Genomic DNA, 26,767 nt, shown 5'->3' with positions numbered 1-26,767 from the left:
GGCACCAACAACGAGTTCGGCTTCGACTACCTGCGCGACAACATGGCGTGGGGCGAGGAGGAGCTGGTCCAGCGCGGCCACAACTACGCGATCGTCGACGAGGTCGACTCGATCCTGATCGACGAGGCGCGTACGCCGTTGATCATCAGCGGGCCGGCCGAGCACAACCAGAAGTGGTACATCGAGTTCGCGCGTCTGGCGGCCAAGCTGACCCGCGACGTCGACTACGAGTGCGACGAAGGCAAGCGGACGTTGAGCGTGCTCGAGCCCGCGGTCGAGCGGGTCGAGGACGAGCTCGGCATCGACAACCTCTACGAGGCGGTCAACACCCCGCTCGTCGGCTACCTCAACAACGCGTTGAAGGCCAAGGAGCTCTACAAGCGCGACAAGGACTACATCGTCAGCAACGGCGAGGTGTTCATCGTCGACGAGTTCACCGGGCGCATCCTGCACGGCCGGCGTTACAACGAGGGCATGCACCAGGCGATCGAGGCGAAGGAAGGCGTCGAGATCAAGCAGGAGAACCAGACGCTCGCGACGATCACGCTGCAGAACTACTTCCGCCTCTACGACAAGCTCGCCGGAATGACCGGTACGGCGGCCACCGAGGCGGCGGAGTTCGACCAGGTCTACAAGCTCGGCGTCGTCCCGATCCCGACGAACAAGGACATGATCCGGCTCGACGCTCCTGACGTCGTCTACAAGACCGAAGACGCGAAGTGGGATGCCGTCGTCGAAGACCTCGTCGAGCGGCACGAGAAGGGCCAGCCGGTGCTGGTCGGCACGACGAGCGTCGAGAAGAGCGAGCATCTGTCCGCCCTGTTGCTGCGCCGCGGCGTCCCTCACGAGGTGCTCAACGCGAAGTATCACGAGAAGGAAGCCGCCATCGTCGCGCAGGCCGGTCGCAAGGGGTCGGTCACGGTAGCGACCAACATGGCCGGTCGTGGTACCGACATCATGCTGGGTGGAAATCCGGAGTCCATGGCGACGATGGAGCTCGCTCGCCGTGGGCTGTCGCCCGTCGAGCAGCCCGAGGAGTACGAAGCCGCCTGGCCGGATGCGCTGCACACGGCCGAGGCCGCGGTCGCCGCCGAACACGAGGAGGTCGTCGGCCTCGGCGGGCTCTACGTTCTCGGCACCGAACGCCATGACTCTCGGCGCATCGACAACCAGCTACGCGGGCGGTCCGGCCGTCAGGGCGACCCCGGCGAGTCCCGGTTCTACCTCTCGCTCGGCGACGACCTGATGCAGCTGTTCAACGCGCACATGGTCGAGGCGATCATGGACCGGCTGAACCTGCCCGAAGACGTGCCGATCGAGTCCAAGATGGTGTCTCGCTCGATCCGCTCCGCGCAGACGCAGATCGAGGAGCAGAACTTCGAGATCCGCAAGAACGTCCTGAAGTACGACGAAGTGCTGAACAAGCAGCGCACCGTCATCTATGACGAGCGGCGGCGGGTGCTCGAAGGCGAGGACCTGCACGAAGAGGTCCAGCACATGGTCGAGGACGTCATCACGGCGTACGTCGCCGGTGCTACCGGCGAGGGCTACTACGAGGACTGGGATCTCGAAGCACTCTGGACCAACCTCAAGACGCTGTACCCGGTCGGCGTCACGGTCGAAGAGCTCGAGCAACGCTCCGGCGGCGGGCTGTCCGCAGAGTTCATCACCGACGAGCTGATCGCCGACGCCGAAGCGGCGTATGGGGACCGAGAGGAGTCGCTCGGACTCGACCCTGAGGGCGAGCCGGTCATGCGCGAGCTCGAGCGACGGGTGTTGCTGTCCGTGCTCGACCGGCGCTGGCGTGAGCACCTCTACGAGATGGACTACCTGCAGGAGGGCATCGGCCTGCGCGGCTACGGCCAGCGCGATCCACTGGTCGAGTACCAGCGCGAGGCATACGACATGTTCACCGTGATGATGGAGGGCATCAAAGAGGAGTCGGTCGGGTTCCTCTTCTATGCCGATGTCAAGGTCGAGGTCGAGCCCGAGGAGTCGTCCGCGCTCGATGCCGAGGCCGAGATCGCCGAGGTCGACGGCGACGAGGGCATCGCGTCCCCTGAGCTTCCGCAGGCCACTCCGGATCCGCGCTCGGTCCCGGTCGCCGAGGCGGACGAGCAGGACAGGGTCGCCGGGGTGCTCGGCAAGGCGTTCGGCCAGCCGAAGCGGCCCGCGAACCTTCAGTACTCGGCGCCGACCGTCGACGGCGAGGCGGCGGTCGAGCGCAGCTCGGCCCCGGCTGCCGGCGGGTCGGGCGGCTCGTTCGACAACGTCTCCCGCAACGCGCCGTGCCCGTGCGGGTCGGGACGCAAGTACAAGCGCTGCCACGGCGCGCCGCAGGGCGCGCAGTAGCCCGGCGTTTCTCGACGTTTGCCGGGCCCGGCCGTCGCTGCGTCGACGCTCAGCCGAGATGTACGGCGGTGCACCGCCAGCGACCGTCAATGCCCTCCAGCCGGAGCGCGAGAGCTCGCATCCGGACACCGGTGGCGATGACCGCGCTCACTTCGGCGACCGCCTCGCACGGCTCGCAGACCCGGACCGAGGCGATCACCGGTCGCGGTGCCGGCCGCCCCGGGAGCGAACCCAGCCGGCCCGTTCCCCTTCGCAACATCCGAAGCACGTCGATGGTGACGAGGTCGGTGAGCTGGACGGGCGGCCGGGCGCCGGCGAGCACCTCGACGATCGCCTGGGCCAACCCCCGGGCCGTCCGGCCAGGATCTGGCAGGTCGACGCGGGCCGAGCGCGGCGAGCCCGAGCTGATCCGCCGGCTCGGCGCGCCGCGTCGTAGCTGCCGGAACGCGTGGGTCGAGGCGCCGGCCGCCCGCGCGGGCAGGCGGCGCTCCCGGAGGTCCGCGTTGACCTCCGGTGCGTTGTCCTCGACCCGTTCGGGCCGGCTCACCCCGTCCGGCGCGCGTCGGCGCGCTCGGTGCGGGAACAGCGATAGAGCCGGGCGAGCTTGGCCCGGCGATTCCGATCCACGGCAGAGATGGACAGTCGACGCATAGTTTCCCCCCTTGCGTACAACGCCATCTTAGGTCTGTAACAAGGTGTCATCAGCCGTTTGCGGGGAAACCCTCGGCGCCCGCCGCTGGGCAGCGGCCTCCCGCTGTTCAACCGAGACGGTTAGGGTGAGCCGCCCACCTGCGCTTCGGGGAGCCCCGGCGCAGCACGTCCGCAGGGGTCGAGCGCGTCCGGCCGGCTCCGGAGGGAGCCGGCATGGCGACGACGGGAGCGGGTGAGCACGGCTCGCGCAACCTGGTGCTCACCGCGATGATCTTCGCGGTCGCGATGACCTTCATCGACCAGACCATCGTCTCGATCGCGGTGCCGAACATCCAACGCGAGCTCGGCCTGTCCAGCACCGGCGTGCAGTGGGCGGTCAACTCCTACCTGCTGTCGCTTGCCGCCTTCTTCGCCTTCGGCGGCCGGCTCGCCGACACGCTCGGGCATCGGCGGATGGTGGTGCTCGGGGTCGTCGTCTTCGCGGGTGCCTCCGCGATGTGCGGGCTGACGCCGAAGGGCGGCGCCGCCGAGACGTGGATCGTCATTTTCCGCGCCCTCCAGGGACTCGGCGGGGCGATCATGTTTCCCGCCGCGCTGGCGATCGTCGTTCAGGTCTTCCCGCTTCGCGAGCGCGGCCGTGCGCTCGCCCTGTTCTTCGGCATCGCCGGCGGTCTTACCGCGGTCGGCCCGATCCTCGGCGGATACCTGACCGAGTGGACCTGGCGGGCGATCTTCTGGGTGAACCTGCCGGTCGCGGCGATCGCATTGGTGCTGATCGCGGTGTCGAAGCCGGTGACGGCGTACCGTGCGGCGCCGATCGACTACCGCGGCCTTGTGCTCGTTGCGGCCGGTGTCGGTCTCAGTGTCTTCGGCTTCCAGCAATCCACGATCTGGGGTTGGCGCAACCCCGGCATCGCGATCTCCATCGCGGCCGGTCTGGCTCTGCTCGTGGTCTTCTACCGGATCGAGCGGCGAACGGATGCCCCGTTGATCCAGGTGAGCATCTTCGGGATCCGCCCGTTCCTCGTCGAGAACCTTGTACTCGGCATCGCGATGCTGAGCTTCGTGCCGGCGTTCTTCTTCGCGAGCGAGTACGCGCAGATCTCGCTCGGCAAGAACGCCTCCGGGGCGAGCCTGGTCCTGCTCTACTTCTTCATCGGCTTCGTGGTCGCCGCGCAGATTGGCGGCCGGATGCTCGACCGGGTCGGTGCGAAGCGACCCGTGGTGATCGGCTGCGCGTTGGCGGCGGTCGGCTTCGCGTTGTGGGCGGGACGGGTGACCGACCTCGACCTGGGCAAGCAGATCTGGACCATCATGCTGTCCGGTGCGGGGATGGGCATGATGCTGGGTCCGGCCAGCACGGATGCCGTCAACCGCGCGTCGGCACTCTCGTACGGCGAGGCCACGGGCATCACGCAGACCGTGCGGAACTACGCGTCGAGTCTGGGGCTGGCGGTGCTCGGCACGATCCTGGTGAACCGGATGAAGTCCCACGTGCTCGCGACCTTGCTCGCGCGGGGCGTCCCGCACTCGCCAGCGCTGCGGGAGGCCGCCGCGATCTCGCAGTCGCAGTCCGGCTCGTCCGGGCCTGCGGCGATCCCGCACTTCGTCCGGCTCGACTTCGCCGACGCCACCCACGTCGTGCTCGAGGCCATGGCGGGCGTGATGGCGGCGGCTGCCGTCGTCGCATTCCTCGGGCTGCGCCGCGGCGTGCAGGCCGAGCTGCCCGAGCGCGAGCCGGCGGCGGTCTAACCGGCTCTCGCGCTGGGTGCTAGCCGATGTGCAGGGCGGTGCAGCGCCACTGGCCGTTCCTGCCCTCGAGTCGCAGTGCGATCGCTCGTTTCCGTACGCCGGTGTCGACGACCGCGCAGGCCTCGGCCACCCCGGGCCGCGGCTGGCTGACGTGCACCGATCCCACGATCGGCCGCCGCGGCGGGCCGCCCGGACGGGCGCCCAGCCGGCCGGAGCCGCGCTCGAGCAAGGCGAGCACGTCGAGGGTTGCCACCCGGGACAGCTGGCTGGCCGGCCTCGCGCCTGCCAGGACCTCGACGATCGCCTGCGCCAGCCGTGCCGTCCACGGGCGCGGATCGGGCAGCCGATGATGGTGTCCCGGCCCGTCGCAGAGCTCGGCCGCAGGAGGCGCGAGCCGCAGCGGTAGCTCGGCCGTCGTCGGCGGTGGGAACGCGAAGACCAAGTTGCCCGCGGGGGCGATCGCAGGCTCGTCGATCTCGTCGTCATACGGGCCGTCGACCGACGGCACCGGGCGCAGGTGCAGTTTCGGCGCCACGGCGGCGAGGGCGGGCGGGCTACCGGTCATCGCTCGGCTCCTTCGCCGGACCCGAGCGGGTCGGCCAGGCGCTGGCCGGGATGGATCAGGTCCGGGTCGGTCCCGATCCGACTGCGGTTGGCGTCGTACAGCTCATGCCAGGCGCGCGTCGTCGCTGCCACCGAGGCGTCGCCGGGCAGGTGGGCGGCGGCGATCGACCACAGGCTGTCGCCGGGACGTACGACGATCGCGGCACCCATCGGCGCGGCGGCGTGGCGCGCGGGAGCCGCCGGGGGGTGATCCGGCCGGCCAGGTCCGTTCGCCCGCTGGTGGACCGGTCGTGATGGCGCCGACCGGCGATGCACGTGGCGGCTCGGGCTCGGCACGGGGTGCGGGTGCCGCTGATGCGTCGTGCCGAGGGCCGTCTGCGGCGCCGCGCGCAGCCCGGGCCAGTCGAGCGCGCCGGCGCTCGCGAGCCGGCCGGCGCCGGGCGCAGTGCTGCCGTGGTGGCTCAGGGCGCCGGCGGGTGCCGCGACCGCGGTACCGAGGACGGTCGCGGTGAGACCGACGACGACCGTGCGGTCGACCAACCACCGCACGCGGCGCGGGACCAGACCGGCGAGGCGAGCGAGCGCCTGGGTCGAGGCGCCGAGAGCACCGACCAGCTGGATTGCCCCGGCGATCGCGATCGATGCCGCCAGGTAGCCGAGCATCGCCCACGCCAGCCACGCGCAGCCGAGCACGACGGCGGCGTCGGGGGTCAGCGCGGTCGGCCGCACTCCCGGGTGAAGCCGGCACAGCGCGAGCGCGCCGGTGAGGCCCGCCGCTATCCACAGGCCGGCGCGCGCGGCGTGCGCGGGGCGGCGGCCCCTCCGGTGGGCTTTTGGTTGCCGTCGCATGGTCATGTTTCCCCCCGTTTGACGTTGCTGACGGATGCTAGTTGTCGGGTGATGTGTGACTTGACAAACCCAAACCGTCAGATCAAGTTAGGGGTATGAGCCGCTGATGCCTGCCTGGACGCGAGCGACGTTCTCCTACGACCCAGCCGGGGTCACGGCAGACTGTTCGCCGCCTCTGTCAACCACGCCCCCAGGTTCCGCGCCATCTGGGCGGTCAAGACGAGGTATGGAGTCTCCTCGCCAGCAGCATCGGGACCTATGTCGAACGACCCGTCAGGGCCGTTCATAACCGCGTCCAGCCAGAGACAGGCGGCCTTGTGGTGACCGGCACCGTCCGGGCTGATGTAGTCGAAGTCACCGACGACGCCTTTCCAGCCCCGGAGGAACTTGGTCTCTGCGGGGTCTACCTGTTGTGCCATGACGAAGCTCCTCTCTTGAACCCCCGCCGTCGATGTGCCTACCGCCTTTGACGGCTGGTGTCACCCGTTCGGCGTACCGTTCGCCGCATGGACCCTGACTGGTACCTACTCCAATGCGCTCACTACGGGTGGCTTCGACCCGGCGAGACTCCAGCGATGGAATCTGGCAGCAACATCAACACGGCACCCTGCGAGGTCTGCCCCAAGATGGACAACGGCAACGTCCAATGGCGGAAGATCGTCCACAAGGTCGGCTGATCGCCTGACCCGCTCCGCGGATTGACCGAGCCTCACCGGGGGAATGGTTACCGCGTCCTGACGGCCTAGACCCCGCCGTCAGCGCCGTGGCTCGGCGATCTGCGTCCGATTCAGCCTTGCGCGCCACTTAACTCTGGGTAAAGTCTCTCCGGGCGATTTGCGACCGAGGGAGGCTCAACATCACCGATCCGGTGCCTGCGGAGGCCTTCGTCCCTCCCGCGGCGACGCCGATCGGGCCGATCCGGCGCGCTTGGCGCAAGAGCTGGCCCGGACGTTCCTGGGCCGACCTTCCTCCGTCCATTCAAGAGGACGCCGTGATCTGGTTCTGGTTCTCATTTGCCCTGGGGCTGCTGCCGATCCTGCTGGCTGCGTGCTCCTATGTGGTGTCGTCGCCGCACTCGCACCCGATCCGCCAGGGGGACGCCTACTTGCTTGCGGCGACTCTCTGCTTCATCGGGGTCGGCGAGATGTTCCGCGCCGAGCGCAAGGAGGGGTCCCGGGTCAGCTTCTTGAACGTGGGCGGCGGCACAGCGTTCATGGGTCTGGTCAACGCATTTCTGTTCGCTATTGTCTCAGCGAACGTTCATCCTCATAGCGTGCTAGTGGACGTAACGTCTGGAATACTCTACCCGTTGAGCGCCTTCCTCAGTTTGTTGTGTGTGGTACGGGCAAGAAAGTGAGGGGAGGACGGTGAACGAAGACCTGTTGTCGCTGGTTATCAGCAGCGGCACTATCGTCGCGGCCCTGATCGGCGCGCTGAGCGTGCGCGCGGGCCTTCGCGACCTGCGGCGCGCTGTCGATGACGCTCGCAACAAGCCCAAGCCCTCCCATGTATCTGTAGACGTGAAATACAGCAACGGGAAGCGCGATCACCTGGAAGTAGAGCCCCACAACCCGCTCGCTGCGGAGGAAGCCCTCCGCGAGCTTCGTTCCGCCTAGACCGAACTCGGCGGATCAAGTCCCGCTGTCGTCATCCTGGGGCTCGGACGTCGTCTCGGCATTCTCTGTCGGATCTACTGCAAGCAGGGCTCGTAGCACTTCCTCCGCGTCATCGGGAAGCGATGTGCGCTCATCCATATCGCGCTTGGGTTCGGTCACAGAAACCTCTCTGGCTGTCGGCGCGCATGATGGCTCCGATGCGCCGCAGGCGTTACGCTTCATGGTGGACCGGACGGGTGTTGATCCCGCTAGGGAATGCTTCCAAGGGCGCTCCTGGCTCCGAGCCCCGGCCCCGGTCCCCAGGGCGGGCACCTAGATATTTCAGGTATCTAGGTGCCCCCCTCCCGTTTCCGAGCGCCTAGCCCACCGGGAAACCTTCCGGTCGGGGTGGTTGGTGGGTAGGCGTCAGGTTGTCTTCATGACGACACCGCCTCAAGCATCGCTGGCACGGCGGGTGCCATGCCGAAAGTCTGGTGGCCCTGGTGGTCCGGTCCCCGCGAGAGCTGGCCCTTCTCGGCTCCGCGCTTGCACGCCAGACGGATCGCCATCTTGCTGGCGGTCCAACCGCGCCCTTGGAACTCGGCCACCATCTCGTTGACGGTCATGAATCGGCCGGCTTCGGCCTTGGCGACCATCAGCACGCCCTGGCTCGCCGGTGGACCGAGAGCCGCGGTGGTGGTCTGCGTTGCCAGCGCCGCGACGGGCGCGGGAGTGACGACGGGCGCGGGTTCCTTCAACTCGGGGTGAAGGGCGAGCAGTCCGTCGATGATCTGGCGGCGGGCCGCGATCCGCTTGGTCGCGGCGTCGAGCAGCGCCTCGTCCTCTTGGTTCTCGGACAGGTAGCGCAAGTACATCTCGCGATCAGGTACGGCCATGAGAATGACTGTAAGCGGTGAACGTGTACGCGAGTGACATTGCGAAAGCTGAACCTGTTTCGGCGTGTCGCGTTCAGCCTTCGGTCAGTGGTTTGTACGTGAGGCGGCGGCCACCCGTCTGCTCGACCAGGAACGCCATCCGCTCGGTGTCGGTCATGGTGTGGGTGGAGCGCAGGAAGTCGTGCTGCGCCAGGTAGCGGTGTAGGTGCTCGCGGCTGACCGCGTGGTGGGTGCCGTCGATGCTGCGCTTCAACTGCCCGAAGTACGCCTCGGCGGCGTTCGTGCTGTAGCCCTGGACGTTCACGTACTCGTCTTGGGAGTGGTTGACGGTCTCGTGGCCCTTCATCTCGCCTGAGAACAGCTTGTATCCGGCCCACTCGTCGGTGACGAGCGTGGTGGCTCCCATCTCGACCTGCTCGGTGATCGCCTCGCGGAGCGTCGCGCCTTTCACGTCGGGGACGACACGGGAACGGACCTCGCCTGACTCGGCGTCGATGAGCGCGAGGACGGCTGGCTTGTCGGTACGGCTGTAGCGGTCCCAGCGCGGGGTTTGCGCGCGGACGGCCTTCGACCGGTTGGACCGCTTCCCACCCACCCAGGTTTCGTCGGCGACGACGGTGCCAGCGAGCAGCCCCGCGAGTGGGTCACGCTTCATCGCCTCACGGACCCGGTGGCACATGAACCACGCGGTCTTGGGGGTCAGGTCGTACTTCCGTTCAATCTCACGAGCCGAGACACCGTTCTTGCTCGCACACATCTCCAATACCACCAGGACCCAGGTGCGGACGCTGATCTTCGACCCGTGGAACACGGTCCCGACCAGGACGGTGAACTGCTTGCGGCAGGCGTGGCACTTCCACACCCGACGCTCAGACCGGGAACCGGTGCGGGTCTTGCGGTCGGTGCCGTTCGACGGCTTCAAGTAGTAGTGGCCGCCGATGGTCCCGCAATGCGGGCAGACCGGCTCGGCACCCCAACGCAGCTGCTCCAACAGCAGGTAGGCGTCCGCCTCGGTACGCAGACGGTTCATCAGGGCTGGGATCGAAAGGGCCTGCTTGCTCATGCCACCTATTCTGCACCCCGGAGCGTGGGTTTGTCAAGTCACACATCACCAGTTGTCGCTCGCTTGCTGTCAATAGCATGCGTTTGCCTCTGTTTATTACGGCCGTGCCAGACTGCAGCCCGTGCGGTGGGAGCGGCTGTTCGAGGACATCGAGGCACAGCTGGAGGCGGATCAGCGCGCCGAGCTTCGAGACGAGATCGACGAGCGGACCCGGCTCGAGGTCGCCCGGGTGGGGCTGTTCGACCGGCTCCGGGAGACCACGGGGAGTTCCCTCGAGCTCACCGTCGCCGGCCTCGGCCGGGTCGAAGGGGTGATCGACCGGGTCGGGCCGGACTGGCTGGTAATCGCTGCGTCCACCGCAGTGTCCGTGCTGGTTACGGCCACCGGCTTGGTCGCGGTGGGCGCACTACCGCTCGCCGCGACGTCGGCCGATGCGACCGGCCCGGTCGGGTCACGGATCGACGTGCGGCACGTCTTGCGGGCGCTGGCACGCGATCGGTCCGCCCTCACCGTCGGCCTGACCGACGGGACGCGCCGAGTCGGCACGGTCGACCGCGTGGGCGCGGATTTCATCGACCTGGCCGAGCACCCGCTCGACCAGCCGCGTCGACCCGACCAGGTGTCGGCGTACCGGACCATTGCACTCGCTGCCGTGTGCTGGGTCCGTTCCGGTTGAGCTGCGCCGCATGCGCCGTCCGACGCTGAGGTGCTCGGCTAGTCCGGGATGTCCCCGGCCGGCTCGTCGCGGCCGAAGGGATGGCTGGCGACGAACTCGCGGGTCTGGTCGTGCGCGCGCTTGATGAACGCCTCCAGTGCGTCGCGCTCGACCCGCCACTGCCCGCGGCCACCGATCTTCATCGCCGTGAGCTCGCCGCTGCGCACCAGCGCGTAGGTCTGCGCGGCGGAGATGTTCAGGATCTCGGCCACGTCGGAGAGCCTGAGGAACCGTGGCTCGGGCATCGCCCAAGTCTGGCATCCCGGGCCGCCGCGCCGTGGCTCCGTCGGCGCCGCTGTGGGCAACCGGGGCCATGCGGGCTGACACACGCACGCTCAGGCGGGAGGCCGCGTGATTGAAGGATCCGGCTATCCACCGGGCTCGTTTGAGATCGTCGGCCCATTCGACTACCACCGCGTCCTCGTGTACGGCCGGGAGGTGCCGCACCTGACGGCGTGCCCAGCGAACGGGGGTGTGGTTCACCTCCAGCTGGACAGCCGTTACGGGCTTGACCTGAGCGCCCAGGATGCCGAGCGCGTGATCCCGTTCATCGCCGACTGCATCGCGGTCGCATCCGGCTTTGCGTGCCACCCGCGCAGGGGGCACGAGGCTCGCCCGCTGACGCCGTTCCCTCGTGTCTTCGGGATCTTCGAGGAGACCTAGCCGCAGGGGTTCAGGCTGTCGAGATTGTTGTCCACGATGCCGTCGGTGCGGGACCGCAAGGTATCTACGCCGCAGCAGTGCCAGGGCTCGACGTTCGCTCGCCGGTTCGTGGTCGGGCTCATGCAGTAAAAGGTGTTGCGCTGATTCATGAACGTATAGATCTGCGGAACGGAATAGACCGAAGTAGACCCGGACGCCCACAGGCCGACCGCCACGATGTGGTGGTGCCCTCGACTGGTCGCCGACTTGCGGGTACAGACGATCTGGTAGTCAGCCATGAAAGCCCCCGATTCGGTAGGTGTGCGCTTCCTACCGTGGCTTGACGCCGACTGTCAGCCGAACTGACGAACCGAGTTAGATAGGCCCTAGTTGTCCGGGTCCGGCTTTTGCTTCTTGGCCGCGTCCTTCCGGACCTCGGCTGCGTCCTCCGGGCTCATCGCCAACGCTAGACGGATGACCTCGACCGGATCCTGACCCGCTAGGTCGGACTCGTCGGGCTCGCGCTCACCGTTCACAAGACAAGCGTACTGCTAACGCGCTAGTGTTGGTGGTGGACCGGACGGGTGTTGGTCCCGCTCAGGGTGCTTCCAACGGCGATCCTCGGCTACCGAGCCCCGGCCCTGGTCCGCAACCGGCCCGACGCCTGACAGGGCGCCGAACCGGCTACGGTTTGGCCCCCGCCGCTCCTCTGTCAAGGCGCTGGCGGCGGGGGCTCAGACCCTCCTCATAACCAACCTCCCGGCTAAACTATGGCCTACGCTACTACATCTGGCGCCTACCCGGGCAGTTTCGCTGTCTTTATCTCCTAAGCGTGCTAGCATGAGCCAATGAGCGCAGAGGAGACCCGGCACCGGGCACCAAAGGGCCGCAGCCCCAGTTACCCCGGAATTCCGCTGTACACGGCGATCGAGCGTGCGCGCACGATCTACGCGCGCGAGGGCAAGAATCCCGCGCCGATCAGCGCGATCACACGGCACTGGGGGTACAAGACGCCGACCACCGGTCCGGCCAGCGTGACCTATGCCGCGCTCAAGAAGTTCGGCTTGATCGAGGACACAGGCAATGGCGCTCACCGTGTTGCCACCCTGACGACCCTGGCACTCGACATCATCCTGAACAACCCAGGACGTCCGGATGCCGTGCAGGAGGCCGCGCTGGCACCGCCGATCCACGCCGAGATGTGGGAGAAGTATGGCGCCGAACTGCCTTCGGATGACACCCTGCGGTGGGAGCTTGTCGGGCAGCGAAACTTCACTGAGAGTGGTTTCCGGGAGTTCATCCGCGTGTATCGCGAGACAATCGCGTGGGCTCAACTAACCTCGAAGCAGCGTCTCTCCGCGAAAGACCAGGAGCCAACCGATGCCGACACGAGCACTGAGTCCAACGCGACGTTGGCCGCGGAGGATCGCGGCCAACTCCAGGATCGGCGGGGCGGTGTGAGCGGCGCGACGCTCACGATCCCGGTGCCGATAGTCGGCGGGGCACCGGTGATCGTGGAGGGACAGTTTCCCATTACCGAAGCCGCGTGGGACCAGTTCATCGCGGTGCTCAATGCCATGAAGCCGGGGCTCGTGATCACGCCGCCGACGGCGGTGTACATCAGCAACGGCTTCATGGACGAGGGCTATCCGGCTTCTGAGTAGCCCCCGCTACCCGCTGTCGCGCGAGGTCAGGTGGTCCTCAATCGTTGTCTGTGTTGCGACAGACGCGGGGATGAACTCGTCGACGCGGGTCACGGATCGTTCGGCGTGCACAGCGCCCGAATCGGTAATCCATTGACGGAAGCGAACCTCGCCGCGAAGCCGGTCGTCCTTACCGAATCTCACCTCGTGAGCATTGATGCGACCAAGGAATACCGGATCGTCGATAGCCATCCAGTGCGTTTGCTGGCCGTCGCTGAGCCGCCACTTGCCAGAGGCGAAGTTCGGTGAGGTGATCGTCAAGAGTGCGGTGTAACGCTGGTCCGTGACGAGGTTGCGGACCTCGTCGCCTAACGCGGCGTCGACGGAGACGAGGTCGTCTTTCGTGAGCGCTACAGTGGCCGGTTCCTTTGGGGAAGGCCGAACCTCCATCCGGTCGATACCGTCTCGCCGCAACGGCGAGACTACGGCGTTGGTGGCCCGCCGGATAGCGACCTGGCGTGCCAGGCCAAGCACCTGGGCGGAGAACTCGACACGGGTGCCGTCCACCATCGTGATCCGCACCGCACCGTCCGGTAGCTCCTCTGCGTCGCCGGGTGGCCGACGGAAGTACGCGAGGACGCCGAACGATCCCGTGATAATGCCTACTAACGCGGTGAGTCCAATCGCCTCTCTCGTGTTCAGCAGGTCGATCACCTGCTGATTGAGGAGCGCGAGCTCCACGATGAACGAGCCCTCCGACGTCGCCTTGATATTCAAGGAGGGCGCGGCTTGGCCTGGATTCAGGGACTCGTTGGCGGCTTGCAGCAGGTCGGCGAAGCCCAGCAACGCTGGGGCCAAGTCGCGCACGCTCATGCGGCCGTCGTCAAGCGCCGGCCCGTCGTAAACGACAGCGAAGTCCACCCGCTCAATTGTGTCCGGTGCGCTCATGACAGACCTGCCAATGGTTTGTAGGTGAGCCGACGTCCAGCGACGCGGTCAATCAGGATGCGCATCCGCTCTGAGTCGGTCCGCTTGCAGTACGTGTACATGAAGTCGAATTGACCCAGGTACCGGTCTAAGTGCTCGATGCTCACATGGTGGTGCGTGCCGTCCAGCGACCGTTTCAGCTGTGAGAAGAAGCCTTCGAGGATGTTGGTAGATACTTCGCCTCGGACGTACTCGCCGGTCTCGTGAGACACCCACTCGTGGTCACGCATGTGCGGAGCGACGGTCAGGTAGGACTTTGAGCCGTCGGTGTGCAGTACCGTGCGTGCTGTGTCGACTTGCTCTTGGATCGCTGGCAGCAGGGTCTTGCCTGTCACGTCTGCGACCAGCCGGGAGCGGATCTCGCGGGTCTCATAGTTGACCAGCGCGAACACCGGGGTCTTGTCGGTCTGCGCGTAGTTGCGGGCTGGCTCCCGCTTGTCGCTAGCGTGCCGGTACCGGGGCTCGCCACCGATCCACGTCTCGTCGGCCTGAACCTGCCCGGAGAACAGTGCGGCCAATGGCTCTCGCTTCATCGCCTCGCGGATCCGGTGCAGCATGTGCCACGCAGACTCATTCGTGATCTCGTACTTGCGGCTGATCTCCCACGCGCTGATCGAGTTCTTCGCGGAGCAGAATTCGAAGATCACGAACACCCAAGTTCGGATGCTGATCTTCGTCCCGTGAAAGATCGTGTCGGTCAGCACGGAGAACTGCTTGCGGCAGTGTCCGCAGAACCAGACGCGGCGCTGCGACCGGGAGCCAGTGCGCGTTTTCCGGTTGACGCCGTTGGCAGGCTTGATGAAGGAGCACCGGCCGATGCCGCCGCACTTCGGGCAGGCATCCGGGTCGCCACTCCAACGCAGTTCCTCTAGGAACCGGTAAGCGTCGGCCTCGGTCGGGATCAGGTCGGCCAACTTGCGGATCGAGAACTCCTGCTTCGCCATGAGGTAATCATGACTCGATCACTTGCGTTTGTCAACCCGCATAGCGCCGGGCAACCCCGCCCGCAAGCGCCCTGTGGACAACCAACGACACGAATGCCCGCGGGTCGGGCAGGATCACCGCGAGGTCGCCGCGATCGCAGCGGTGCCGATCACGGGGGAATGGGTGTCGGAGGGATCGCGCCGGGCCAACCGGCTGGCGTCGCCGCGGTGGCTCGACCTGCGGTTCGTGCTCGGCGTACTCCTCGTGCTGGTGGCGGTCGTCGCGGGTGCGCATGTGTTCGCCGCCGCGGGTCACTATGCCGAGGTCTATCGCGCCCGCCAGCCGCTGGTCCCCGGTGAACGGCTGGCCGCCGGCGACCTCGAGACCGGTCGGGTCCGCTTCGCCGGCCGGGGCGCCGGCTACGTCTCTGCCGCCGGCCCCGCGCCGACCGGCGACGTCGTCACCCGTTACGTCGGTGCAGGCGAGCTCGTGCCGGTGGCCGCGCTGGCCTCGGCGGCGGCGGTGCAGCCGGCCCGTCGTGAGGTCACCGTTCCGGTCACGCCGGGGCATCTGCCTGACGGCCTCGCGCACGGTGACCTGGTCGACGTGTACGTCACGGCCACGGTGCCCAGCGGCGCGCGAGTGCCGGCGCCTTCCGAGGTGCTCGCGGCGGTGCCGGTCGACAGCGACGACGGCGGCTCGCAGTCCTCGGCCGGGACGACCGTGTCGGTCGTGCTCGATGCGCCGGTCGATGCCGTGAGCGCGCTCATTCACGCCGTCGAAGCGGGCACGATCGACCTCGTGCGGCTGCCGCCGTCGGCCGCCGCGGGGGAGTCGAACGCCGTACCCGGCTCGGGGCGCACAACGACGTCTGCGTCGCCGGGCTCCGTCCCGCCATGAGCCTGCCCGTGCTGACCGCGGTCGGAGACGCGCGGGCAGAAGCCGAGCTCAGCGCGGCCCTCGAGCGCGACGTACCGGGCATCCACGTCGCCCGTCGATGTGTCGATGTCGCGGACCTGCTGGCGGCGGCGGCCGCCGGGCTCGGCCGCGCCGTGATCGTGTCAGCCGATCTTCGCCGGCTCGACCGGGACGCCTTGGACCGGCTGTCCCTCGCCGGAGTCGCGACCGTCGGATGGGTAGCAGCCGGCGACGAGCCCGGGGAGCGACGGTTGCGCCAGCTCGGTGTCGTCCAGGTCGTTACGGCGGGGGCACCCATCACGGCGGTCGCCGAAGCGGTGCATGTCGCCGTCGCCGAAGGCGTGGTGTCCAACCCGGCGGACCGACCGGCTGGCTCCGAGCAGCCGGAACCCGACCGCGACCGGTTCGTGCCGCCCCTGGACCTGCTCGACGGCACAGCGGGTCGCCCGGCCGGCGCCGTGATCGCGGTGTGGGGACCGGCCGGCGCACCGGGCCGGTCGACGGTAGCGGTCAACCTTTCCGCGGAGCTCGCCTTGGCCGGCCGGTCGACCGTGCTCATCGACGCGGATACGTACGGCGGTGCGGTCGGGCAACTGCTCGGCCTGCTCGATGAGGCGCCGGGTCTGGCGGCTGCCTGCCGCGCGGCGAACCAGGGTGGGCTCGACCGTGCGGTGCTCGGGCGGCTGGCGCTGACCGTTCGGCCCGGGCTGTCCGTGCTCACCGGAATCAGCCGCGCCGAGCGCTGGCCGGAGATCCGATCCGGCGCGCTGCATCAGGTGCTCGACCTCGCGCGCACGCTTGCGGACTACGTCGTGGTCGACTGCGGGTTCTGCCTCGAGCAGGACGAAGAGCTGGCCTACGACACCGCTGCTCCGCGCCGCAATGGCGCGACGCTCGCCGCACTGGCCAGTGCGGACCGCATCATTGCGGTCACCCGCTCCGATCCGGTCGGCCTGGCGCGGTTCGTCCGCGCCCTGCCCGAGTGCACCGCGGCGGCCGAAGTCCGGCCGACGACGCTCGTCAACCGGCTGCGCCGCGGCCGCCGTGGTTCGGGTGACCCGCGCGCCGAGGTGAGCGCGGCGTTGGAGCGTTACGCCGGTTGTAGCGACTTGCGGTTTGTGCCTGACGACCCTGATGCGCTCGACGCGGCGCTCGCACGTGGCCGTCTGCTGAGCGAGGCGGCGCGCAACTCTCCCGCGCGCACGGCGATCCGAGACCTCGCAATGACCGTGGCTGCGGCGGCGGTCAGCGGTTGAGGTACCGGCCGAGCTCCTCGCGTGCGACCGACCGGATGTGAACCTCGTCCGGCCCATCCGCGATGCGAAGGGTGCGCGCACCGGCGTACATCTCGGCCAGCGGGAAGTCGTCGCTGACACCGCCGCCACCGTGCACCTGGATCGCAGTGTCGATGACCTGGCAGGCGACGCGGGGGGCGATCACCTTGATCGCCGCAACCTCTGTACGCGCGCCGCGAACGCCGACGGTGTCGATCAACCAGGCGGTCTTCAGGGTCATCAGCCGCGCCTGGTCGATGGCCATCCTCGACTCCGCGATCTGCGCCTGAACGACACCCTGCTCGGCAAGCGGCTTGCCGAATGCGACGCGGGCGATCGCCCGTCGGCACATCAGCTCCAGCGCACGCTCCGCCATCCCCACCGCCCGCATGCAGTGATGAATGCGGCCCGGCCCGAGTCGCGCCTGCGCGATCGCGAACCCGCCGCCCTCGTCGCCCACCAGGTTGCTCACGGGAACCCGGACGTCCTCGAAGGTGATCTCGCAGTGGCCGTGCTGATCCTGGTAGCCGAAGACCGGCAAGGGTCGTACGACGGTGACGCCCGGGGTGTCCATCGGAACCAGCACCATCGACTGCTGCTGATAGGCATGCGCGTCGGGGTTCGTCTTGCCCATGACGATCATCACGGCGCAGCGCGGGTCGGCGGCACCGCTGATCCACCACTTGCGCCCATTGATGACGTAGTCGTCACCGTCACGGCGGATCTCGGTCGAGATGTTGCGCGCATCCGACGACGCGACCGCCGGCTCGGTCATCGCGAACGCCGACCGGATCTCTCCGTCCAGCAGCGGGCGGAGCCAGCGCTCCTTCTGCTCGGTCGTGCCGAACAGGTGGAGAACCTCCATGTTGCCGGTGTCCGGAGCCGCGCAGTTGAGCGCCTCCGGCGCGATCCGTGGCGAGTGGCCGGTGATCTCCGCGAGGTGCGCGTAGTCGACGTTGGACAGCCCGGACTCGTCGGGAAGAAACAGGTTCCAGAGCCCGCGCGAACGGGCTTCGATCTTGAGCTCCTCGACAACCGGCGGGACCTCGTGAACCCTGCCCTGCGCGGCGAGCTCACGACGCTGCTCGTCGTAGCTGCGCTCGGCCGGATAGACGTGCGCGTCCATGAAGTCGTTCAAGCGCTTCGCGTAGTCCTCGGCAGCGGCCGAGAGCGCAAAATCCACAATGCCCTCCTGCGAGTAGGAAGCCCAGTCTCCTACGATCGCCTGTTGTGACGATTCCCGGGCGTGGCGATCTTTCGCCGCCACATCGTCACCGGCCGATCGGACGCTGGCTGGTGACGACGGTGGTTGTCGCGCTGCTGGCCGGCGGTGGCTATTTCGCCTACCTCGGGCTCAGCGGCTCGTCGTCGCCGTCGGGCGCCGCGCTCCCTCTGTGTCCGAAGCAGCAATCCACCGCGCAGGCGCAGAATCCCGGCCCGTTACGGCTCACGGTGAAGAACGCCACTTTGCGCAACGGTCTCGCCGCGCGGGTCTCCAAGGCGCTCAAGAAGCGCGGCTTCACGGTGACGTCGATCGGGAACACCGTCCTGATGGGCAAAGGGGTCGCGACCGTCCGCTACTCCCATGACCGCAAGCTGGTCGCCGACAAGGTGGCTGCGCAGGTCGTCGGCGCGACCATGGTGCCGTTCGGGGGCCACGGCAAGGTGGAGCTCGACCTCGGTCCACAGTTCCACTCGCTGACCACTCCCGCGAAGGCCGAAGCGGCGTACCTGCGCCGGTTGCCGACGACCACGCCGACGCCACAGCCGACAGCGACCGAGAGCTGCCGGGCGCGTGGCTGAGCTTCGCGGGCTGATCGTCGACTGGGGCGGTGTGCTCACCAGCCCGTTGCAGGACTCGATGATGTCGTGGTGCGACGCCGACGGCATCGACTATGTCGAGTTCCGCCGCGTGATGAGGGAGTGGCTCGGCCCGTCGTACGACGACGATGCCGCGCGCAACCCGGTCCACGCGCTCGAGCGCGGCGAGCTCGAGGTCCCCGATTTCGAACACCAGCTGGCCGGGCGGCTGCGCACCCACGACGGTCGCGGGGTCGAGAGCGACGGCCTGCTGACCCGCATGTTCGCCGGCTTCGAGCCCCAACCGTCGATGGTCGCTGCGGTGCGGCACGCCAAGGCGGCCGGACTGAGAACCGGCCTGCTGTCGAACTCCTGGGGCAACACCTACCCCCGCGAAGGGTGGACCGAGCTGTTCGACGCGGTCGTGATCTCGGGTGAGGTGCAGCTGCGCAAACCCGAACCGGAGATCTACCTGTTGACCGCCGCCGAGATCGGCCTCGAGCCGGCCGAGTGCGTGTTCGTGGACGACCTGATGCCCAACGTGCGCGGGGCGGCCGCGGTGGGAATGGTCGGTGTGCACCACGTCACGCCGCAGGAGACGCTCGATGAGCTGGAAGCCCTGTTCGGTCATCCGTTTCGGGGGTGAGTTGGTGCTTCGGCAGCCACCGGGCCACGATCCGATGCCAGACTTGACCATGTGACCGAACGGCTTTCTGCTCTCGACGTCTCGTTCCTGTACCTCGAGACGCCGACGACGCCGATGCACGTCGGCGGGGTAGCGACCTTCGCGCCGCCGACCGACCAGCCGTTCGACTACGACGCCCTGTGCGATCTGGTCGCGCGACGGATCGCTCTCGTTCCTCGCTACCGCCAGCGGATCCGCACCGTGCCGGGCCGGCTCGCGAACCCGGTGTGGGTGGACGACGAGGACTTCGACATCACCTATCACGTCCGGCGCAGCGCATTGCCGAAGCCTGGCTCTGACGCACAGCTGCGCGAGCTGGTCGGGCGGCTGATGGCGCGCCGGCTCGACCGTAACCGCCCGCTGTGGGAGATGTATCTGGTCGAGGGGTTGGCCGATAACCGGTTCGCGATCATCTCCAAGACCCATCACGCGATGGTCGACGGAGTCAGTGCGGTCGACATCACGACGTTGATCCTCGACATCGAACCGACACCGCGACAGCTGCCCGAGGACTTGTGGGTCCCGCAGCCAGAGCCGTCGCGGCTGGGGCTGGTGGCGGACGCGGTTGCGGACACGTTCCGGCGCCCGACTCAGCTCGTCGAGACGGTTCGCGCGGATCTGGCCGATGCGAGCGCCACGTCACAACGCGTCATCGGCGCACTCGGTGGTCTGGCCGCCGTTGCTCGGACGTCCCTGCGCCCTGCGCCTCAGTCACCACTCAATGCGAACATCGGCGAGCAACGCCGGTTCGGTACGGCGTCGACCCTTCTCGACGACTACAAGCGGATCCGCAAGACGCACGGCGGCACGGTGAACGATGTCGTGCTCGCGACCGTTGCGGGCGCCCTGCGGACCTGGCTGCTCACTCGCGGCGAGTCGGTCCTGCCGAGCACGGTCGTGCGCGCGATGGTGCCGGTCAGCGTGCGCACCGAGGCAGCGAGTGGCGTCGTCGGCAACCAGGTGTCGTCGTACTTCGTCGACCTTCCGGTCGGCGAGGCCGACCCGGTGGTTCGCCTGCATCAGGTGAGCTACGAGATGACCGCGCACAAGGAGTCGGGTGCGTCGATCGGTGCGGACGCACTCGTCCGCCTGACCGGATTCGCGCCGCCGACCATCCACCTGGCTGCGGCGCGGCTGGCCTCAGGGCTGTCGCGGCGGCTGTTCAATGTTGTGGTGACGAACGTGCCCGGCCCGCAGTTCCCCCTCTACGCGGCGGGCGCGCAGATGATCGACTGTTATCCGGTGGTGCCGCTGGCCAAGGGTCAGGCCATCACGATCGGCCTCACGTCCTACAACGGCGGTGTTTACTACGGCCTGAACTGCGACAGGGACTCCATGCCCGATGTGGACGTGCTGGCCGCCTGCATCGAGGAGTCCCTCACCGAACTGTTGGAGACGGCCCGATGACCGCGGCAACACCACGAAGGGGCCTCGTTCTCGGCGGCGGCGGCGTGCTCGGTGCGTCGTGGATGATCGGCGCGCTGTCGGCGCTCGAGCAGGCCCTCGGCTGGGATCCGCGCGAGGCAGAGGTGATCATCGGTACGTCGGCCGGGTCGGTCCTTGCCGGGCTGCTCGGAAGCGGGGTGGGCGCGCAGAGCCTGGTCAACCATCAGCGTGGTGTGCTCGCGCCCGGTGACCCGCGGATCGATTTCGACCCGGACACGGCGAGCGGGGGCGCGCTGCCCCCGATGCCGCGGCTACGCATCGGTTCGCGCGCGCTGGTTGCGCGGACGGTCTTGCATCCCCGACGCGTCCCGCCGCTCGCGGCGTTCGCTGCCTTCGCCCCTCGGGGTCGGGGCAGCCTCGCCCCGGTCGGCGACCTGATTCGCGCGGCCAACCCGTCCGGTGCGTGGCCGGCCGCACCGGAGGTCTGGGTGGTCGCCATGGACTACGACAGCGGACGACGGATCGCCTTCGGCCGAGGTGACGCGCCCGCGGCCACCATGCCCGAGGCGGTGATGTCCTCGTGCGCGATTCCCGGTTGGTACGCCGCGGTCGAGATCGACGGCCGTCGCTACGTCGACGGGGGGACGCTGTCGCCGACCTCGATCGACCTGCTCTGCGACCGTGGCCTCGACGAGGTCTACGTCCTCGCACCGATGGCGTCGTTCGACTACGACGAGCCGGCTTCGATGGTCGGGCGGATGGAGCGGCGGTTCCGCCGGGCGATGACCAAACGAGTGCTGCACGAGGCAGGCAAGGTACGCCGCCGGGGCGCGAGCGTGACCGTGCTCGGCCCGGGCCGGGCCGACCTCGAGGCAATCGGGGTCAACCTGATGGATCACCGGCGGCGCAAGCAGGTGCTCGAGGTTTCGCTGACGACGACCGCGGCCGCGCTCGCGGACGCCGGGCCGCCGCTCTCGGCAGCCGGCTGAGAACCACCGACGTCGTGCGCGTCTACCTGCCCGGCACCTTTCCGATGCTCGTCGAGTGGCTGGCCGCAGGCGCGGCACGCCCGTCCGACCTGGCGGGTGTCCCGGCGCATGCGGTCACCGCCGCCCTGCGCGAGTGGTATCACGACGCGGACCTCGACGAGCTCGAGCACGCGGCGCAGCTCGACGCCGCGGTCTCTTCGTTGCGCCTGCTCGCGCTCGATCCATCCGCACCGCGGCGCCGGGTCGTGCTTGCCGTCGACGTCGAAGACCCGGAGGCCCAGCCCGCATCACCCGCGGGCCGTTCCGCGATCACTCTGGACAGAGCGGTCCCGATGGTCCGCTGGGCGAGTGCACTCATCGACGACGTCGACGCCGAGCCGGTTGTCACGCAAGCGGTTTCCGCGCTCGAGGCCGCCGCACCTGGTGACGATGACGCGCAGTTCGACATCGACGAGGCCGAAGCTGTCGAGCTGGGTTGGTACGCCGTACAGGAGCTTCCGCACCTCCTGCACTGACCGTCGCCGGCTGGTTGCGACTCGCGCACCGGTGGCAAGATGGCGGGATGGACGCTGTGACCACCGTGCCGGTTCCCACCAACGAAACGGTTCGGATGTACGCACCCGGTTCGGCCGAGCGCGCGACCCTCGAGGCGAAGCTGAAGGAGCTCGTCGCGGGCGGTCCGATCGACCTTCCACTCACCATCGCCGGCGAGCGGGTTGCGGGCAAGGGCGAACCCGTTCCGGTCGTCGAGCCACACCGGCACGCATCGGTTCTCGGGCACACCTACAACGCGACCACGGAGCAGGTCACGCGCGCAGTCGACGCGGCGCTCGACGCCGCGCCACAGTGGCGGGCACTGAGCTTCGAGGACCGGGCGGCAGTCATCCTCAAAGCGGCGGACCTGCTGGCCGGGCCCTGGCGCGACGAGCTCAACGCGGCCACCATGCTCGGTCAGTCGAAGACCTGCTACCAGGCCGAGATCGACTCCGCGTGCGAGACGATCGACTTCTGGCGGTTCAACGTGCATTTCGCCCGGCAGATCCTGAGCGAGCAGCCGATCTCCGGCCCGGGAGTGTGGAACCGCTTCGACCATCGCCCGCTCGAAGGCTTCGTCCTCGCGATCTCACCGTTCAACTTCACGGCGATCGCCGCGAACCTCGCGACCGCGCCGGTGCTCATGGGTGTCCCGGTGGTGTGGAAGCCATCACCGACGCAAGGCTTCGCCGCGCAGGTGCTGATCCGGCTGCTCGAGACCGCCGGCCTGCCGCCCGGCGTCATCAACCTCGTGACCGGCGACGGTCGAGCGGTGAGTGAGGTTGCGCTGGTTCATCCGGACCTTGCCGGTGTGCATTTCACGGGATCAACCGCGACCTTCCAACACCTGTGGCACACGGTGGGAGCGAACCTCGACAGCTACCGCAGCTACCCGCGGTTGGTGGGGGAGACCGGCGGCAAGGACTTCGTCGTCGCGCATCCCTCTGCCGATGTCGAGGCGCTGCGGGTGGGGCTGGTGCGTGGTGCGTTCGAGTACCAGGGCCAAAAGTGCTCGGCGGCATCACGGGCCTACCTCCCGTCGTCGCTGTGGCAGCGGATGCGTGACGATCTCATCAGCGACACCGAGGCGTTGCCGATGGGGGACGTCACCGACTTCTCGAACTTCCTCGGCGCCGTCATCGACCGGCGTTCGTTCGACCGGTTGGCGGGCGTGCTCGACCGCGTGAAGCAGGACCCCGCGTTGTCGATCCTTACCGGGGGCACCGTCGACGACAGCGTCGGTTACTTCGTCCGGCCGACGATCATCGAGGGCAGCGACCCGACCAACGAGGTCTTCACGACCGAGTACTTCGGTCCGATCCTCAGTGTCCACGTCTACGACGACGGTGACTATGAGGAGATCCTGACGCACGCTGCGTCGTCGACGCGATACGCCTTGACCGGGTCGATCTTCGCGCAGGATCGGCGTGCGATCGCGACCGCGGCCGATGCACTGCGTTATGCCGCCGGCAACTTCTACATCAACGACAAGCCGACCGGTGCCGTCGTCGGTCAGCAACCGTTCGGTGGCGCTCGCGCGAGTGGTACGAACGACAAGGCCGGTTCGGCCCACAACCTCATGCGCTGGACCTCGCCGCGGACGATCAAGGAGACCTTCGCGCCGCCGACCGACTGGCGCTACCCGCACCTCGGCTAGGGATCGGCGCTAGCGCTCGACCGGCCGGGGAGCCTGCTCGAGGGCCTGCCGAACGTACGGCGCGAAGCGCTGTTGCGCCGCCTGCTTGGACACGCCGAGCGCCGCGCCCACCGCGGCCCAGGACGCGCCGCGGGCCCGCGCCTCACCGACCAGCGAGAGCATTGCCCACTCCGTGCGCTCGGCAATCGAGGCCAGCCCGGCGAGGCCCTGCAGCACGGATTCGGACTCCGGGGATACCTCTGCGCCGCCCGCGGCCACGGTTGCCCGCACCGCTCGGACCACCGCCGCGAGAGCGGGGTCCGGGCCGCGCTCTCCGCCCAGCCAGCGCCGGTCGGCGTACGACGGATAGGGCCAGGGCCCGGATCGCATCAAATCCTCCCGAACTGTGTGTCAACCACGGTTGACGTTCGTACCTCGAGGATGGCCCGGGCCGGCCGATCTGTCAACCTTTCTTGTCTGTGGAGGATTGGTCCTCAGCGCCCCGGTTTCGTGCGCCAAATGGCGTCAAGACGAGCGTGAAATCGGTCGATTCAAGGCGTGATGAGAGGGACGGCGCGCGGGCGAAATCGATGGAGCGGAGCGATGCGCCGCGCCACGTCCGTTGCTGTCGCGATCCTGCTCGGCGCCGGCACCCTGACGTTGGGGGTCGGATCGGCCGCCGCGGGGGGTGGTCCGGCGATCGACTCGAGCCCGTCGAACGCCACCACGGCGACCACTCTCGAGTGGACGTTCAGCAATGCGAGCCCGGCCAGCTGCGAGCTGACCGAAGGTGCGACGACGGTGTCCGCGCTCGCCGACTGCACATCGCCCGCCGACTACGACGTCTCGGCGGATCCGGGTGGCAGCTACACGTTTACCGTCTACGCGTCCGACGCCGCTGACGTCGATGTCGGCACGACACCCTCAGCCACGTCGACGGTCGACGTCGCACCCGTGTCGCCGACGATTACCGCAAGCCCGACCTCGCCCGACAACGACACGACGCCGTCCTGGAGCTTCAGCCTGCCGACCGGCGCGACTGCCTCGTGCGAGCTCGACGATCCGTCCGGCGACGCGGTCGACACGGCGGCTCACTGCACGAGCCCGTACACGTCGCCGGACCTGAACAACGCGCCGGCCGATGGCACCAACGGGCAGTACACCTTCTCGGTGACACCTACCGCCGGCGGAGTGACCGGGGCCGCCGCGACCTCGACGTACACCCTGGACACCGTCCAGCCGGCCGCACCCGACGTCAACGCCGACGCCTCGATCGGGTACTCCCGTCATCCGGGCTTCACCGTCACCGGCATCGTCTCGGGAGCCACCCTCACCTGTACGGTGACCGGCCCGTCCGGTGGCCCCGCAGTGTCGGTCGAGAGCTGCGGCGCGTCGTCCGAGCTCGACCTGTCCGGCGGCGACGACGGCACATACACGCTGCACGTGACGCAGACCAAGGACGGCAACGTCAGCAGCGAGGGCACCGCGACCTACCAGCTCGACACCCATATCCCGGCGGCACCGGTAGTGACCGCGCCGACGTCGCCAGGGACCGACGACAGCCCGACGTTCACGGTCTCCGGGATCGAGCCGGGCGGCACCGCCGAATGCCAGGTCAGCGGCCCGTCGACGGTGCCGACGCCCGTCTGCGGGGCATCGACGACGCTCGACCTGTCGGCCGCTGCGGAAGGCACCTACACCCTCACCGTGGTGGTCAAGGATGCGGCTGGACTGCAGAGCGTTCCCGCTTCGGCGACCTACGAGTTCGAAGCCGGCGGCCCCTCCGTGCCGGTCGTCACCGCACCTGCCTCGCCGAGCAACTCCCGCGCGCCTGACTTCACGGTCACCGACTCCGACCCGGTCGGTCTGACCTACGAGTGCGACGTCAGCGGCCCGTCGCCGGTCACGACCTCGGAGTGCGGCCCGTCCACCGTCATCGACCTGGCCGGTGCGGCGGACGGGACCTACCAGCTCTCGGTCGTCGCGATCGACGGCCTCGGGCAGGCCGGACCGGCCGGCCTGGCCAGCTACACCCTCGACACCACTCCGCCGCCGGCGCCGGTCGTGACCGGCCCGGCGTCGCCGTCGAACGACACGTCTCCGTCCTTCACGATTTCCGACACCGAACCGGGCGTCACCCTCAGCTGCTCGCTCAACGGTCCGATCTCGTACCCGATTCCGCCGTCCCAGTGCCAGTCCGGACTGACGTTGAACCTGGCCGGCCCGGGTCATGATGGCGACTACACCCTCTCGGTCACCGCCACCGATGAGGCCGGCAACTCGAGTCCGGCCGGCAGCGCGGACTACACCCTCGACACGACGCCGCCGCCGGCTCCCACCGTCGTCGCGCCGCCCTCTCCGTCGAACGACAAGTCCCCGACGTTCACCATCTCGGATGCCGAGTCCGACGCCACCTTGTCCTGCGTGCTGGTCGATCCGAGCGACGCCACCGTGTTCGACGGAGTCTGCCCGGCCGACGGCACGTTCGACACGTCCTCGGACAGCCTCGACGGGCAGTACCAGCTGACCGTCACCGCGACCGACCCGGCCGGCAACACCTCCTCGGCATCCGCGACCTGGACGAGGGACACCACACCGCCGCCGGCACCGACGGTGAGTGCGCCGCCGTCGCCGTCGAACGACCTCACCCCGTCGTTCGTCGTCAGCGACAGCGAGTCCGGCGTCAGCTTCGACTGCACACTCGCCGGTCCCGGCAACAGCACGGTGTTCACGGGAACCTGCCCGGCCGGTGACGGCTTCGACCTTTCCGGGTTCGGCGACGGCACGTACACGCTGTCGGTGACCGCGACCGACGCCGCCGGCAACACGAGTACGCCGGGCACGGCGTCGTACGTGCTCGACACGACCGCCCCGCCCGTGCCCACCGTCTCCTTGCTGGCGCCGGTGCTGTC

Annotated in this window: 28 protein-coding genes and 2 pseudogenes; 17 read left to right on the top strand and 13 right to left on the bottom strand. The window is 68.4% G+C overall.

Translation table 11 applies throughout. From position 1 onward, the window contains the following. Window positions 1–2,229, top strand: a pseudogene (gene secA / locus VME70_09070) (preprotein translocase subunit SecA). Between the two features lie 72 nt (window positions 2,230–2,301). After that, window positions 2,302–2,352 (top strand): annotated as a pseudogene (locus tag VME70_09065) (SEC-C metal-binding domain-containing protein). A 49-nt stretch (window positions 2,353–2,401) separates the two neighbouring features. Here the strand turns inward: VME70_09065 and VME70_09060 are convergent. Continuing rightward, complete coding sequence (locus VME70_09060; GenBank protein HTW20346.1) at window positions 2,402–2,899, bottom strand: Rv3235 family protein; 498 nt, start codon at window positions 2,897–2,899, stop codon at window positions 2,402–2,404. Window positions 2,900–3,216: 317 nt separating this feature from the next. On the opposite strand from VME70_09060, the gene VME70_09055 reads away from it, so the two are divergent. Continuing rightward, entirely contained in the window at window positions 3,217–4,755 is a 1,539-nt protein-coding gene (locus tag VME70_09055; protein ID HTW20345.1) for an MFS transporter, read from the top strand. Window positions 4,756–4,774: 19 nt separating this feature from the next. Here VME70_09055 and VME70_09050 read toward each other — a convergent pair whose 3' ends face one another. The 3 genes from VME70_09050 to VME70_09040 form a co-directional block, all read right to left on the bottom strand. Further along, window positions 4,775–5,320: an Rv3235 family protein gene (locus VME70_09050; GenBank protein HTW20344.1), complete on the bottom strand. Its 546-nt coding sequence runs from the start codon at window positions 5,318–5,320 to the stop codon at window positions 4,775–4,777. After that, on the bottom strand, window positions 5,317–6,174 hold the full coding sequence (locus VME70_09045; protein HTW20343.1) for a LysM domain-containing protein: 858 nt from the start codon (window positions 6,172–6,174) through the stop codon (window positions 5,317–5,319). Before VME70_09045 ends, VME70_09050 begins: the two co-directional genes overlap by 4 nt. A gap of 146 nt (window positions 6,175–6,320) precedes the next feature. After that, window positions 6,321–6,587 carry a hypothetical protein gene (locus VME70_09040; protein HTW20342.1) on the bottom strand — a complete coding sequence of 89 codons (267 nt, stop codon included), beginning with the start codon at window positions 6,585–6,587 and terminating at the stop codon, window positions 6,321–6,323. Window positions 6,588–7,159: 572 nt separating this feature from the next. On the opposite strand from VME70_09040, the gene VME70_09035 reads away from it, so the two are divergent. Further along, on the top strand, window positions 7,160–7,525 hold the full coding sequence (locus tag VME70_09035; protein HTW20341.1) for a hypothetical protein: 366 nt from the start codon (window positions 7,160–7,162) through the stop codon (window positions 7,523–7,525). Window positions 7,526–7,535: 10 nt separating this feature from the next. Beyond that, entirely contained in the window at window positions 7,536–7,784 is a 249-nt protein-coding gene (locus VME70_09030; GenBank protein HTW20340.1) for a hypothetical protein, read from the top strand. Window positions 7,785–8,200: 416 nt separating this feature from the next. On the opposite strand, the gene VME70_09025 is transcribed toward VME70_09030, so the two are convergent. Next, the gene (locus VME70_09025; GenBank protein HTW20339.1) at window positions 8,201–8,659 is read right to left on the bottom strand and encodes a hypothetical protein; all 459 of its coding nucleotides are present in this window, start codon (window positions 8,657–8,659) and stop codon (window positions 8,201–8,203) included. A 73-nt stretch (window positions 8,660–8,732) separates the two neighbouring features. Continuing rightward, entirely contained in the window at window positions 8,733–9,722 is a 990-nt protein-coding gene (locus VME70_09020; protein HTW20338.1) for an IS1595 family transposase, read from the bottom strand. 121 nt (window positions 9,723–9,843) lie between these two features. On the opposite strand from VME70_09020, the gene VME70_09015 reads away from it, so the two are divergent. Further along, window positions 9,844–10,398, top strand: coding sequence for a hypothetical protein (locus tag VME70_09015; protein ID HTW20337.1), 555 nt, complete (start codon window positions 9,844–9,846; stop codon window positions 10,396–10,398). A 38-nt stretch (window positions 10,399–10,436) separates the two neighbouring features. On the opposite strand, the gene VME70_09010 is transcribed toward VME70_09015, so the two are convergent. After that, window positions 10,437–10,682, bottom strand: a complete 246-nt coding sequence (locus VME70_09010; protein HTW20336.1) for a helix-turn-helix domain-containing protein — start codon at window positions 10,680–10,682, stop codon at window positions 10,437–10,439. Between the two features lie 106 nt (window positions 10,683–10,788). Here VME70_09010 and VME70_09005 point away from each other — a divergent pair, with 106 nt between their 5' ends. After that, window positions 10,789–11,100 carry a hypothetical protein gene (locus tag VME70_09005; GenBank protein HTW20335.1) on the top strand — a complete coding sequence of 104 codons (312 nt, stop codon included), beginning with the start codon at window positions 10,789–10,791 and terminating at the stop codon, window positions 11,098–11,100. Here VME70_09005 and VME70_09000 read toward each other — a convergent pair. Next, complete coding sequence (locus VME70_09000) at window positions 11,097–11,378, bottom strand: DUF3892 domain-containing protein (protein ID HTW20334.1); 282 nt, start codon at window positions 11,376–11,378, stop codon at window positions 11,097–11,099. The two genes, VME70_09005 and VME70_09000, sit on opposite strands and share 4 nt — an antisense overlap. 87 nt (window positions 11,379–11,465) lie before the next feature. Continuing rightward, on the bottom strand, window positions 11,466–11,615 hold the full coding sequence (locus VME70_08995; GenBank protein ID HTW20333.1) for a hypothetical protein: 150 nt from the start codon (window positions 11,613–11,615) through the stop codon (window positions 11,466–11,468). 312 nt (window positions 11,616–11,927) lie between these two features. Between VME70_08995 and VME70_08990 the strand changes: the two genes are divergently transcribed. After that, window positions 11,928–12,743: a hypothetical protein gene (locus VME70_08990; GenBank protein ID HTW20332.1), complete on the top strand. Its 816-nt coding sequence runs from the start codon at window positions 11,928–11,930 to the stop codon at window positions 12,741–12,743. Window positions 12,744–12,749: 6 nt separating this feature from the next. On the opposite strand, the gene VME70_08985 is transcribed toward VME70_08990, so the two are convergent. Continuing rightward, entirely contained in the window at window positions 12,750–13,670 is a 921-nt protein-coding gene (locus VME70_08985; GenBank protein ID HTW20331.1) for a hypothetical protein, read from the bottom strand. Next, window positions 13,667–14,653, bottom strand: a complete 987-nt coding sequence (locus tag VME70_08980; GenBank protein ID HTW20330.1) for an IS1595 family transposase — start codon at window positions 14,651–14,653, stop codon at window positions 13,667–13,669. The genes VME70_08985 and VME70_08980 overlap by 4 nt, the downstream gene beginning before the upstream one ends. A 73-nt stretch (window positions 14,654–14,726) precedes the next feature. Here VME70_08980 and VME70_08975 point away from each other — a divergent pair, with 73 nt between their 5' ends. Then, window positions 14,727–15,533 carry a hypothetical protein gene (locus VME70_08975; GenBank protein ID HTW20329.1) on the top strand — a complete coding sequence of 269 codons (807 nt, stop codon included), beginning with the start codon at window positions 14,727–14,729 and terminating at the stop codon, window positions 15,531–15,533. Then, the gene (locus VME70_08970) at window positions 15,530–16,807 is read left to right on the top strand and encodes a P-loop NTPase (GenBank protein HTW20328.1); all 1,278 of its coding nucleotides are present in this window, start codon (window positions 15,530–15,532) and stop codon (window positions 16,805–16,807) included. Before VME70_08975 ends, VME70_08970 begins: the two co-directional genes overlap by 4 nt. Here VME70_08970 and VME70_08965 read toward each other — a convergent pair. After that, window positions 16,797–18,008 (bottom strand): acyl-CoA dehydrogenase family protein, encoded by a 1,212-nt coding sequence (locus tag VME70_08965; protein ID HTW20327.1) that lies wholly within the window; start codon window positions 18,006–18,008, stop codon window positions 16,797–16,799. The two genes, VME70_08970 and VME70_08965, sit on opposite strands and share 11 nt — an antisense overlap. A 113-nt stretch (window positions 18,009–18,121) precedes the next feature. Here VME70_08965 and VME70_08960 point away from each other — a divergent pair, with 113 nt between their 5' ends. Genes VME70_08960 through pruA form a run of 6 tightly spaced genes read left to right on the top strand, consistent with a single transcriptional unit; the run spans window position 18,122 to window position 23,876 of the window. Beyond that, window positions 18,122–18,628, top strand: a complete 507-nt coding sequence (locus tag VME70_08960) for a LytR C-terminal domain-containing protein (GenBank protein ID HTW20326.1) — start codon at window positions 18,122–18,124, stop codon at window positions 18,626–18,628. Next, window positions 18,621–19,271, top strand: a complete 651-nt coding sequence (locus tag VME70_08955) for an HAD family phosphatase (GenBank protein HTW20325.1) — start codon at window positions 18,621–18,623, stop codon at window positions 19,269–19,271. Before VME70_08960 ends, VME70_08955 begins: the two co-directional genes overlap by 8 nt. Before the next feature lie 51 nt (window positions 19,272–19,322). Continuing rightward, a complete protein-coding gene (locus VME70_08950; GenBank protein HTW20324.1) occupies window positions 19,323–20,717 on the top strand; it encodes a wax ester/triacylglycerol synthase family O-acyltransferase in 1,395 nt (464 codons plus the stop codon). Continuing rightward, on the top strand, window positions 20,714–21,685 hold the full coding sequence (locus tag VME70_08945; protein ID HTW20323.1) for a patatin-like phospholipase family protein: 972 nt from the start codon (window positions 20,714–20,716) through the stop codon (window positions 21,683–21,685). The genes VME70_08950 and VME70_08945 overlap by 4 nt, the downstream gene beginning before the upstream one ends. Before the next feature lie 14 nt (window positions 21,686–21,699). Then, window positions 21,700–22,200 carry a hypothetical protein gene (locus VME70_08940; GenBank protein HTW20322.1) on the top strand — a complete coding sequence of 167 codons (501 nt, stop codon included), beginning with the start codon at window positions 21,700–21,702 and terminating at the stop codon, window positions 22,198–22,200. Between the two features lie 47 nt (window positions 22,201–22,247). Continuing rightward, entirely contained in the window at window positions 22,248–23,876 is a 1,629-nt protein-coding gene (gene pruA, locus VME70_08935; protein ID HTW20321.1) for an L-glutamate gamma-semialdehyde dehydrogenase, read from the top strand. 9 nt (window positions 23,877–23,885) lie between these two features. Here pruA and VME70_08930 read toward each other — a convergent pair whose 3' ends face one another. Continuing rightward, a complete protein-coding gene (locus VME70_08930) occupies window positions 23,886–24,245 on the bottom strand; it encodes a hypothetical protein (protein ID HTW20320.1) in 360 nt (119 codons plus the stop codon). A 213-nt stretch (window positions 24,246–24,458) separates the two neighbouring features. Between VME70_08930 and VME70_08925 the strand changes: the two genes are divergently transcribed. Continuing rightward, a partial coding sequence (locus VME70_08925) for an Ig-like domain-containing protein (protein ID HTW20319.1) occupies window positions 24,459–26,767 on the top strand: 2,309 nt, incomplete at its 3' end.

Source organism: Mycobacteriales bacterium (genome assembly GCA_035504215.1).
Lineage (GTDB): Bacteria > Actinomycetota > Actinomycetes > JAFAQI01 > JAFAQI01 > DATAUK01.
Note: the sequence above shows the minus strand (reverse complement) of the source record. Positions and strands in the feature narration are given on the sequence as shown.

Bases quoted from the DNA above. Each gene is read 5' to 3' on its own strand.
- VME70_09055 (HTW20345.1), top strand. From the start codon at position 3,217: ATGGCGACGACGGGAGCGGGTGAGCACGGCTCGCGCAACCTGGTGCTC.
- VME70_09050 (HTW20344.1), bottom strand. From the start codon at position 5,320: ATGACCGGTAGCCCGCCCGCCCTCGCCGCCGTGGCGCCGAAACTGCAC.
- VME70_09045 (HTW20343.1), bottom strand. From the start codon at position 6,174: ATGACCATGCGACGGCAACCAAAAGCCCACCGGAGGGGCCGCCGCCCC.
- VME70_09040 (HTW20342.1), bottom strand. From the start codon at position 6,587: ATGGCACAACAGGTAGACCCCGCAGAGACCAAGTTCCTCCGGGGCTGG.
- VME70_09025 (HTW20339.1), bottom strand. From the start codon at position 8,659: ATGGCCGTACCTGATCGCGAGATGTACTTGCGCTACCTGTCCGAGAAC.
- VME70_09020 (HTW20338.1), bottom strand. From the start codon at position 9,722: ATGAGCAAGCAGGCCCTTTCGATCCCAGCCCTGATGAACCGTCTGCGT.
- VME70_09010 (HTW20336.1), bottom strand. From the start codon at position 10,682: ATGCCCGAGCCACGGTTCCTCAGGCTCTCCGACGTGGCCGAGATCCTG.
- VME70_09000 (HTW20334.1), bottom strand. From the start codon at position 11,378: ATGGCTGACTACCAGATCGTCTGTACCCGCAAGTCGGCGACCAGTCGA.
- VME70_08990 (HTW20332.1), top strand. From the start codon at position 11,928: ATGAGCGCAGAGGAGACCCGGCACCGGGCACCAAAGGGCCGCAGCCCC.
- VME70_08985 (HTW20331.1), bottom strand. From the start codon at position 13,670: ATGAGCGCACCGGACACAATTGAGCGGGTGGACTTCGCTGTCGTTTAC.
- VME70_08980 (HTW20330.1), bottom strand. From the start codon at position 14,653: ATGGCGAAGCAGGAGTTCTCGATCCGCAAGTTGGCCGACCTGATCCCG.
- VME70_08970 (HTW20328.1), top strand. From the start codon at position 15,530: ATGAGCCTGCCCGTGCTGACCGCGGTCGGAGACGCGCGGGCAGAAGCC.
- VME70_08945 (HTW20323.1), top strand. From the start codon at position 20,714: ATGACCGCGGCAACACCACGAAGGGGCCTCGTTCTCGGCGGCGGCGGC.
- pruA (HTW20321.1), top strand. From the start codon at position 22,248: ATGGACGCTGTGACCACCGTGCCGGTTCCCACCAACGAAACGGTTCGG.
- VME70_08930 (HTW20320.1), bottom strand. From the start codon at position 24,245: ATGCGATCCGGGCCCTGGCCCTATCCGTCGTACGCCGACCGGCGCTGG.